We start from the raw sequence: 2,325 nt of genomic DNA, 5'->3' as shown, positions 1-2,325 counted from the left end.
CCCATAAAACTTGGGAAGGGAATAACAAAGACAAAACTGCTCATTTCTCTACAGTCATATCACTTCCACCTAATTCAAAAAATATAAAAGTCTTAGCGAGAGAATGTACAGGTCTTGCATGGGAATGGTGGAGAACTGTTATTAATGAACAAAATGTTCCGTTAACAAATGAAATAAAAATCTGGATTAGCGGAACGACATTATACCCAACTTATAATATTAGTTATAATTAAAGGTGATGTATACGTTCGAAGCGCCCTGTTTACAGGGCGCTTTTTTTTCTGATTTTCCTTGGGCGAGAAATTATTTTTTTAAGTTTGTTAAATGATCGTGAATCTCGAAATATTGAAAAGATATGTTGAAATCTCACCGGATTTTGCTACTTTAACAAGGATAGCATGTTAAATTTTTGTTTTATAATACAGAAGATTTCGAATTAAAATGCTTTACGTTGATAAATGATTAATGATACTCCCCATGAAATCGTATAAGCACATATAATAATAATCGCAGCTATGGTATACAATGCAGGTACAGATAAGCTGAAAATAGCATCGGTAACTGTATTAAACTCTGTTGCAAGAAATTGTACCGCACCTGGACCAAAGAAAGTTACTACTAAAAATAAACTCATAATAATCAAAAATAGATGATCTTGTTTAAATTGATAAAATAGTGGAAATGTAAAGGCTGCAAATAGTAAAAATAATGCATTGCTCATTATAATATGCTCTACAGTAAATGACTTTTGAAAGATGATAAGCATTGCGCTTGTTATAGTAATTGCTAGCAACATGTAAACAATTGCTCCAATATAACGTGAAGCGACAATTTCCTTACGTGTATATGGTAAAGAATTTAATAAAATATTTGTTTCTGCCTTTGCATCGTAGGCATGCGTATTAACTGGAATCAAAATACTTGCAATCGTAAATATAAAAATAGGGTGGTGCTTGTTCATCACAATAAAAAAGATAATGAAGCCTAAATAAAAGAGCAATTGTTTCTTCTGTAAAATTAAATCGCGCTTGATTAAATTAAGCATGATGCCCTACTCCTTTCGAGTAATACATGATATCTTCTAATGAGGCGCGTTCAATCATAACCTCATTACCAAAAATTTGTTCAACTTCAGCTACATTGTTCGTTAATGCCTCAAAGCCAGTCGGTGCACGATGAATATTTATAAAGGCTTTTTCTGTATCGCGATCTAATAAATCCGTACTGCCTTTTACTAATGCATAGTTTTCTTCCACTTCATGAATTGACTGATTAAACATTAATTGTCCCTTTTTTAAAAAGGCAATAAAATCAGCGATGCGATCTAAATCCGTCGTAATATGTGTAGAGAAGAAAATGGTGCGATTGCCATCAAGCATTAATTCATGTAGTAAATTGAGTAACTCACGTCTAAATATTGGGTCTAAGCCTGCTGTTGGCTCATCCATAATAATCAACTCAGCATGATGTGATAGCGCAAGCGCTAATGAAGCCTTCATCTGCATACCTTTTGAAAAAGTTTTAATCGCTTTATTCATCGGCAGTTCAAATTGCTCTACATAGCGCTTAAATATCGTTTCGTCCCAATTTTTATAAGCGGGTGCGACCATTCGCTTAATATCCTTTAGATTTAGGCCCTCATAAAATACGTTACTATCAAAGACAAAACCGATGCGCTCTTTAATTTCCTTTTCGTGCGATGCGTAGTCTAAGCCAAAAATTTTAATCTCACCTGCATCTGGCTTTAATAAGTTCATCATCATTTTAATGGTTGTCGACTTCCCAGTACCATTTGCGCCAATGAAGCCTGTTACAAATCCTTTTTTGATTTGTAAATTTAATTGCTCTATCGAAAAACCTTGAAATGTTTTGCTAACATTGTGTAGCTCTACTATATTCTCCATACATTTTACTCCTCATATAAAATAGTTAATAATTCTCGCAGTTCCGTTAAGGGTAGCCCAATTTCCTTACTATTAGCAACGACAGACAATAACTGTTCTTCAATAACTTTTAATTTTTTCTCACGTACGACATCTAAATTTTGTTCAGCAACAAAAGAGCCCTTACCTACAATCGAATAAATAAAGCCTGCTTTTTCTAACTCCTCATACGCGCGCTTTGTTGTGATAATACTGACTTGTAAATCCTTGGCGAGCTGGCGCATTGATGGGAGTGGCGATCCCTCTTTTAAATTACCATTCAAAATTAGTGATTTTATTTGATTAGTAATTTGTTCGTAAATCGGCTCCTTAGAACTGTTTGAAATAATTATTTGCATGCAAATCCCTCTTAGTCTTTATATTGTATATATACTCTATATAC

General features: G+C 33.7%; 4 protein-coding genes. 1 reads left to right on the top strand and 3 read right to left on the bottom strand.

The genetic code is table 11. The features are described 5' to 3' along the window. The coding region (locus V7183_RS13885; RefSeq protein WP_335359892.1) for a thiol-activated cytolysin C-terminal domain-containing protein at positions 1–233 on the top strand (233 nt) is incomplete at its 5' end. A gap of 203 nt (positions 234–436) precedes the next feature. On the opposite strand, the gene V7183_RS13880 is transcribed toward V7183_RS13885, so the two are convergent. From V7183_RS13880 to V7183_RS13870, 3 genes are read right to left on the bottom strand one after another with little or no spacing between them, the layout of a single operon-like run. Next, on the bottom strand, positions 437–1,045 hold the full coding sequence (locus V7183_RS13880; RefSeq protein ID WP_335359891.1) for an ABC-2 transporter permease: 609 nt from the start codon (positions 1,043–1,045) through the stop codon (positions 437–439). Then, complete coding sequence (locus V7183_RS13875) at positions 1,038–1,904, bottom strand: ABC transporter ATP-binding protein (protein ID WP_335359890.1); 867 nt, start codon at positions 1,902–1,904, stop codon at positions 1,038–1,040. Before V7183_RS13875 ends, V7183_RS13880 begins: the two co-directional genes overlap by 8 nt. A gap of 5 nt (positions 1,905–1,909) precedes the next feature. Further along, the gene (locus V7183_RS13870; RefSeq protein ID WP_335359889.1) at positions 1,910–2,281 is read right to left on the bottom strand and encodes a GntR family transcriptional regulator; all 372 of its coding nucleotides are present in this window, start codon (positions 2,279–2,281) and stop codon (positions 1,910–1,912) included. Positions 2,282–2,325 lie beyond the last annotated feature (44 nt).

The organism is Bacillus sp. JJ1127, assembly GCF_036965845.1.
Taxonomy (GTDB): domain Bacteria; phylum Bacillota; class Bacilli; order Bacillales; family Bacillaceae_G; genus Bacillus_A.
Note: the sequence above shows the minus strand (reverse complement) of the source record. Positions and strands in the feature narration are given on the sequence as shown.

Coding starts and splice junctions, on each gene's coding strand:
- V7183_RS13880 (WP_335359891.1), bottom strand. CDS start 1,045: ATGCTTAATTTAATCAAGCGCGATTTAATTTTACAGAAGAAACAATTG.
- V7183_RS13870 (WP_335359889.1), bottom strand. CDS start 2,281: ATGCAAATAATTATTTCAAACAGTTCTAAGGAGCCGATTTACGAACAA.
- V7183_RS13875 (WP_335359890.1), bottom strand. CDS start 1,904: ATGGAGAATATAGTAGAGCTACACAATGTTAGCAAAACATTTCAAGGT.